At 62.9% G+C, this 6499-nt stretch carries 6 protein-coding genes; 3 read left to right on the top strand and 3 right to left on the bottom strand.

Features of this window, described 5'->3' with window-relative positions; translation table 11 throughout:
- The 3 genes from ABW043_RS05045 to ABW043_RS05035 all read left to right on the top strand — a co-directional run.
- The coding region (locus ABW043_RS05045) for a carbohydrate ABC transporter permease (protein ID WP_353920140.1) at positions 1–875 on the top strand (875 nt) is incomplete at its 5' end.
- Positions 872–1699, top strand: coding sequence for a carbohydrate ABC transporter permease (locus ABW043_RS05040; RefSeq protein WP_353920139.1), 828 nt, complete (start codon positions 872–874; stop codon positions 1697–1699). The genes ABW043_RS05045 and ABW043_RS05040, both read left to right, overlap by 4 nt.
- A gap of 46 nt (positions 1700–1745) precedes the next feature.
- Positions 1746–3242 (top strand): sulfatase, encoded by a 1497-nt coding sequence (locus tag ABW043_RS05035; RefSeq protein ID WP_353920138.1) that lies wholly within the window; start codon positions 1746–1748, stop codon positions 3240–3242.
- Here ABW043_RS05035 and ABW043_RS05030 read toward each other — a convergent pair.
- The 3 genes from ABW043_RS05030 to ABW043_RS05020 all read right to left on the bottom strand — a co-directional run.
- On the bottom strand, positions 3235–4353 hold the full coding sequence (locus ABW043_RS05030; protein ID WP_353920137.1) for an LLM class flavin-dependent oxidoreductase: 1119 nt from the start codon (positions 4351–4353) through the stop codon (positions 3235–3237). The genes ABW043_RS05035 and ABW043_RS05030 overlap by 8 nt on opposite strands.
- A gap of 20 nt (positions 4354–4373) precedes the next feature.
- Positions 4374–5222, bottom strand: a complete 849-nt coding sequence (locus ABW043_RS05025; RefSeq protein ID WP_353920136.1) for an NADPH-dependent oxidoreductase — start codon at positions 5220–5222, stop codon at positions 4374–4376.
- Between the two features lie 9 nt (positions 5223–5231).
- Positions 5232–6499 (bottom strand): LLM class flavin-dependent oxidoreductase (locus tag ABW043_RS05020; RefSeq protein ID WP_353920135.1); only part of this gene is annotated, 1268 nt, incomplete at its 5' end.

Raw genomic sequence — 6499 nt, 5'->3', positions numbered from 1 at the left:
AACCCTATGCGCTGGTGCTGCCGGCCATGGCCGTACTGGCGCTCTTCTTTGCCGGCCCCGCCCTCTACAATATCGCCCTCGCCTTCCAGGATCTTAGCCTGTTCGATCTCGGGCGAGAGGGCGAATGGGTCGGTTTCGCCAATTTCGTAGAAGTGCTAAGCGATAGGGACACCGGCCGCATTCTGTTCAACACCACGGTGCCGTTGACCATCGTCACTGTCGCCGGCCGACTTGTGCTCGGCCTCCTCCTCGCCATGCTGCTCAATGCCACGGTCTTTTCGCGCTGGCGTCTGGGCTGGCTGGTGCGCTCGCTGATCCTCGTTCCCTGGGTTACGCCCCCGGTGGTCGCCGTTGCCGCCTGGAAATGGCTGCTCGACGCGCGCTACGGCGCGGTCAACCAACTGCTTGTGGCCAGCGGCATCATCGAGCAGGGCATCCCCTTCCTCGCCAAGACCTCCTATGTCTGGGGAGCCATCCAGACCATGCTGATCTGGCGCGAATTACCCTTCGTGGTCATCACTTTCCTCGCCGCGTTGCAGTCGATACCCAATGAGCTGCGCGAAGCTGCTCGCATGGATGGCGCCAGCGAATTCCGCATCCAGACAGATATCGTCCTGCCGCTGCTGCGGCCGGTTATCGCCGTCGTCGCCATGCTGACGACGATCTGGACCTTCAATAATTTTGTCTATGTCTGGCTTGCCACCCGCGGCGGCCCTGGCGACTATACCCAGGTCCTCGCCACGCAGATGTACACGACCTCCTTCGTCGACTACCGCGTCGGTGCCGGCGCCGCCATTGGCGTGGTCATGAGCTTGATCATGTTCGTTTTCGCGCTGGTCTACTTCTTCCTGCTGTTCCGGGAGAAGCGGCCATGACCCGGCGTTTCTTGCTCGATCTCTTCGTCGCTTCGCTGGGCATCGCCATCACCCTGTTGATGGCCTTTCCCTTCATCTGGGTCGTGCTGATCTCGTTCCGGCCCGACAGCGAGATTTTCACCCGCACCTTCCAGCTGATCACCAGCTTCACCCTCGACAACTACTATGCCCTGCTCGAGAACTCGCCCTTCCCGACCTATCTGCGCAACAGCATTCTCGTGTGCAGTATCGCCACAGTGCTGGCGGTGTCGATTTCGCTCGTCACCGCCTATGGCTTTTCGCGCAATCGCCATTTTCGCGGGCGGCAGGTGCTGCTGATCCTTGTGATCTGTACCCAGCTCTTCCCCTTCGTCATCCTGATCACCCCGCTTTACGCCACGTTCTTCCGGCTCGGGCTCATCAACAATCACTTGAGCCTCGTGATCTCCTACACCGCGACCAACCTGCCCTTCGCCATCTACATGCTGCTCGGCTACCTCGACACAATTCCGCGCGACCTCGACGAAGCGGCCCGCATCGATGGTGCCAACACGCTGCAGATCATCTGGTCGATCATTCTGCCCGTGGCCTGGCCCGGCGTCGTGACCGTGGCTGTCTATGCGTTCGTGTCGGCCTGGGACGAGTTCCTCTTCGCCATGACGCTGATGACGTCCGACGAGAACAAGACCGTACCGGTCGGGCTCGCAGGCTTCTTTGGCGAATACACCACGCAGTGGAACCTGGTGATGACCGCCTCGGTCGTCTCCACTCTGCCCACGCTCATCCTTTTCATGCTGGTGCAGCGAAAGCTCGTCTCCGACCTGGCGGCGGGCGCGGTCAAGTGACCGGCGCCACGTCCACACCAAGCCCCCTCCAAACGGGATCGCCAAAATGAACATCATTCTCGTGCTCATCGACAGCGTCAATCGCAATGCCCTGTCGGCCTATGGCGGCACCGAATTCGCCACGCCTAACCTGCAGGCCTTTTCAGAGCGGGCCTGGCGCTTCGACAATCACTTCGTCGGCAGCCTGCCCTGCATGCCGGCGCGGCGCGAAATCTTTGCAGGCTTCATGGGCATGCAATGGCGCCCCTGGGGCCCTCTGGAGCCCTTCGACCTGCGCCTGCCCAAACTTCTCGAACAGGCCGGCTACACCACCGCCATTGTCACCGACCATTTCCATTACTGGGAAGAAACGGCCAATGGCTATATCCAGGCCTTCCAGGGCGCCGAGCTGATCCGCGGCCACGAGATCGATTTCTGGAAGCCGCTGCTGCCCACGGACGATCTGCCGCAATGGGTCGAAAACATCGAAAAATGGCGCCCCGGCTATGGCCAGCGCTACTATTCAAACGTCGCCGAATTCTCCGGTGAGGAAGACTTCTTCCCCGCCAAGGTGTTCACCGCCGCCAGCGACTGGCTCAAGGCGCGCAAGGTGGAAAAGCCCTTCTTCCTGCAGGTCGAATCCTTCGACGTGCACGAACCCTTCGATGCGCCCGAACCCTACGCGTCCATGTATGGCAATGGCGCCGATCGCGAGCGCTTCACCCTCTGGCCGCCCTATCAGGATGCAGCGCAACAGGCGGAATTCCTCGCCAGCGCCAGCGAGGAGGAAATCGCCTTCGTCCGCGCCCAGTACGGCGCCAAACTAACCATGACCGACCGCTGGCTGGGCAAGCTCTTCGAGACGCTCGACGAGAAGAACCTCTGGGACGACACCATGGTCATCGTCACCACGGATCATGGTCACGACCTCGGCGACCGCCACGGTTTTGGCAAGCAGTTCCCTCATTTCGACAGCCACGCCAATATTCCGCTGCTGATCTGGGATCCGTGCCATCCCGGCAACGGCCGGGCCATTTCGGGCCTCACCGGCACGGTGGACGTCTTCGGCTCGGTTCTCGACGCCGCCGGCCTGCCTCTGCCGCAGCGCACCCATTCCCGCTCGGTGCTGCCGCTGATGTCGGGCCAGGGCGAGGGCCGCGATGTGCTGCTCTACGGCACTTTTGGCCAAGGCATATGCTGCACCGACGGCGAATGGACGCTGATCCAGCCGCCTGACCGCTCGCTCCCGGTCTATGCCTATTCGAGCATGGTGCCTGCGACCATCTCGCCGCCCGACCAGCCGATCGCCTCGGGGCGTTACATTCCCGGTGTCGACATGCTGCAGTGGAAAATCCCCTTTACCGAGGACAAGCCCAAGGACCGGCGCCCGCTCGACAGCGAGCCGCTGCTGTTCAATCGCCGCGCCGACCCGGGCCAGCGCGACAATCTCTGGTCAAGCGAGCCCGAACAGGCGAACCGCATGAGGGCATTGATGCGCGACACACTGGCTGGCATCGGCGCACCGCCGGAACTGTTCGAAAGGCTGGGTCTGCAGCCTAGCTGACCGGCTCCGCTTCCACGCTCCTCGCCGCTTTGCTGCCGGAGCCAGAGCGCAACAGGGGTAGGAGTTCCCGCCCCTGGCGCTTGATCTCCTGGAGATAGGGCGTGTCGGACAGCACGAACGTATCGATGCCGAGGGCGCGATACTTCTCGAGACTGTTCGCCACGTCGCGGGCCGAGCCCACGAGCCAAGTCGTCCCGGCGCCGCCGCCACCGAACTTGCCAGGCGCGGTATAGAGGTTGTCGTCGAGCACATCGCCACGCACATGCAACTCAAGCAGACGCTTCTGCCCCACGGCCACCTTACGGTTATGGTCGTCCCACCCGGCGCCCTGGATTTTGGCCATCTCGGCCACCTTGGCTTCGGCGTCTTTCCATGCCTCATCGGTCGTGTCGCGCACGAAAGTGGTGATACGCAAGCCAAACTTGAGCGGCGGCAGATCACGGTCAAGCGTCTTGCTCAGCGCCTTTAGCCGCGTGATGCGCTCGGCAACACCTTCGAGCGGTTCGCCCCAGAAGAGCTGCACATCGGCCTCGGTCGCCGCCACCCGCTCCGCCGCGTCGGACGCACCGCCGAAATAGAGCCTGGGGTGCTTGCGTTCGCCCCGCACGACCGGTCGCGGCACCACTGTGCTGTCGGCGACCGAAAAATGCTCACCGGCAAAGGTGACCTTGTCCTCGGTCCAGAGCCGCCGCGTCAGCCGCATAAACTCCTTGGTGCGGGCATAGCGATGCGCCTGATCGCCTTCGCTGTCGCCATAGGCAGCCAGATTATCCTGCCCCGACACGATATTGATCCGCACCCGTCCACCACTCAGGTGATCAAGTGTCGCCGCCGCCGAAGCAAAATTGGCCGGCCGCCAATAGCCTGGCCGAATGGCGATCAGTGGCTCGAAGCTCGTGGTCCGCGCCGTCAGCGCTGTCGCGAGAGTGAACGTGTCCGGTCGCCCCCAGCCGGTGCCGATCAATGCACCGTGCCAGCCATGGTCCTCAAGTGCGCGCGCCTGCGCGGTCAGCACGTCAAGGCCGTTGTGATCGGCGGCAACGGGCTCGCCGCGATGGCCAGGGGTCACCTGATTGGGGATGTACCAAAGAAATTCGGTTGTGCCGCTCATGAGCGATGATCCTCCTGAAATTAGCGGAGCTGGAAGCCGAGGCGGGCGAGAGTCTCGCGCAGCAGGTGCCTGCCCTTGAGCGCCTCCACACTGCGCAGCCGGTCGACAGCCAGGTCACTCCAGCTTTGCGGCGAAAGCCGCTGCTCCACCCGGAACGCTGCAATGTGACGGTCATGACGGGCAATGGCTTCGGTTTGGCCGGCAAGGCCATAGCGCTCACGATGCAGCACCGCCGATTGCGGCAGGCGCGGCTTCACCGCAGCCGGACGATCCGGATCAGGATGGCCGACAACGAGGCCGAAGACGGCATAGGCCCGCTCCTCCAAACCCAGTTCGGCGGCAACCGCCTCGGGATTGTTTCGCAACGCACCGATATAGACCGTGCCCAGTCCCAACGATTCCGCCGCCACCAGCGCATTCTGGGCCGCCAGCGCTGCGTCGAGGCTAGCAAGCAGGAACGACTCGGTGAAATCCGCGCCCTCCAGCGTCACTCCGCGCTGTTCGGCAATGTGGGCGGCCCGCGCCAAGTCGGCGATCCAGACCAGAAAAAGCGGCGCCTCGTTGATGTGCCGCTGGTCTCCCGCGATCCGCGAAAGTCTGGCCTTCCGCTCGGGGTCTTCCACCGCCACCACACTCCAGGCCTGGATATAAGACGAAGTTGGCGCCGACTGTGCCGCGGCAACCAGCGTCTCGAGCGTCCCTTCCGCCAGAGGCGTAGGGAGAAAGGCGCGGACCGAACGGTGGCCAAGGAGCGTCTGCAACGTTTCGTTCCATTCGGTCGGATCGTTGGCGACGGGTTCGCGGTAACGCTCGTGGATCGCCTGAGCGGCGGGCGTGCGTTGGACGGTATCAAACTGGACAAGGGTCATGACGTGTTCCTAGCCCGCTTCACGCTGGTCGCGGCGTAGAGCGAAGCTGTTGGCCGGTCGGGCAAGGCCGAGATTTTCGCGCAGCGTTCGTCCTTCATACTCCGTGCGGAAAAGCCCACGTCGCTGCAGGATCGGCACGACCTGGTCAACGAAATCGGTGAGACCGGTCGGCAGGATAGGCGGCATGATGTTGAAGGCGTCCGCGGCGCCATTGTCGAACCAGTCCTGGATGGCGTCCGCAATCTGCTCGGGCGTGCCGACCACGGTGCGATGGCCGCGGGCGCCCGCAACAGCCAGATAGAGTTGCCGCAGCGTCAGGTTGTTGCGCTCTACGAGGTCGGTAACGAGCTTGAGCCTGCTTTTGTTGAGCTCAGTACTCGGCGGCAAGGGTGGAGCACGGTCGTCGAGCGAATAGCCCGAGAGGTCGATGCCCTTGTAGTGCCGCTCGAGAATGGTCCAGGCGATGGAAGGATGAATTAGGGACTGGATATAGTCGTAATTGTCCTGCGCCTCCTTCTCCGTGCCGCCGAGCACAGGGAAGATGCCGGGGCTGACGAGTAGCTGGTCCGGGCTGCGGCCATAGCGTCCCAGGCGACCTTTCACATCGGCATAGAACTCTTGTGCATCCTGCAGCGTCTGGTTGGCCGTGAAGATCATTTCGGCGGTGCGAGCCGCCAATTCTCGGCCCGGCTCGGAAGCCCCGGCCTGCACGATCACCGGATAACCCTGGATGGGCCGGCCGACATTGAGGGGACCGCTGACCGAGAAAAATTTCCCCTGGTGGTTGAGTTGGTGAACCTTGTCCGGATCGAGATAGACCCCGTTCTCCTTGTCGCGGATGAACGCGTCATCCTCGTAGGAATCCCAGAGACCCTTGACCAGGTCGACGAACTCCTCGGCCCGTTCGTAGCGATCGGCGTGGGCGGGATGGCCGGGAATGGAAAAGTTCTTGGAGACGTCGGATCCGGTCGTCACCACATTCCAGGCGGCGCGACCCTTGCTGATATGATCGAGCGAAGCGAACTTTCGCGCCAGAAGATAAGGGTCTTCATAGGTCGTCGATGCTGTCGCGACGAAACCGATATGGCTCGTCACCTGCGACAATGCCGCCCAGAGCGTCAATGGTTCGAAATGCGCCCCCTGGCTGGTGCGCCGCAGGGCCTCCGGGTCCTTGGCGCGTTCCCAGCCGGCCGGGCTGTCGGCCACGAAAACCAGGTCGAACTTGCCGCGTTCCGCGGTCTGCGCAAGCTCCCGGTAGTGGTCGATATTCAGGCCGG

Source organism: Devosia sp. (genome assembly GCF_040509215.1).
In the GTDB taxonomy this organism is placed as follows: Bacteria; Pseudomonadota; Alphaproteobacteria; order Rhizobiales; family Devosiaceae; genus Devosia.
Note: the sequence above shows the minus strand (reverse complement) of the source record. Positions and strands in the feature narration are given on the sequence as shown.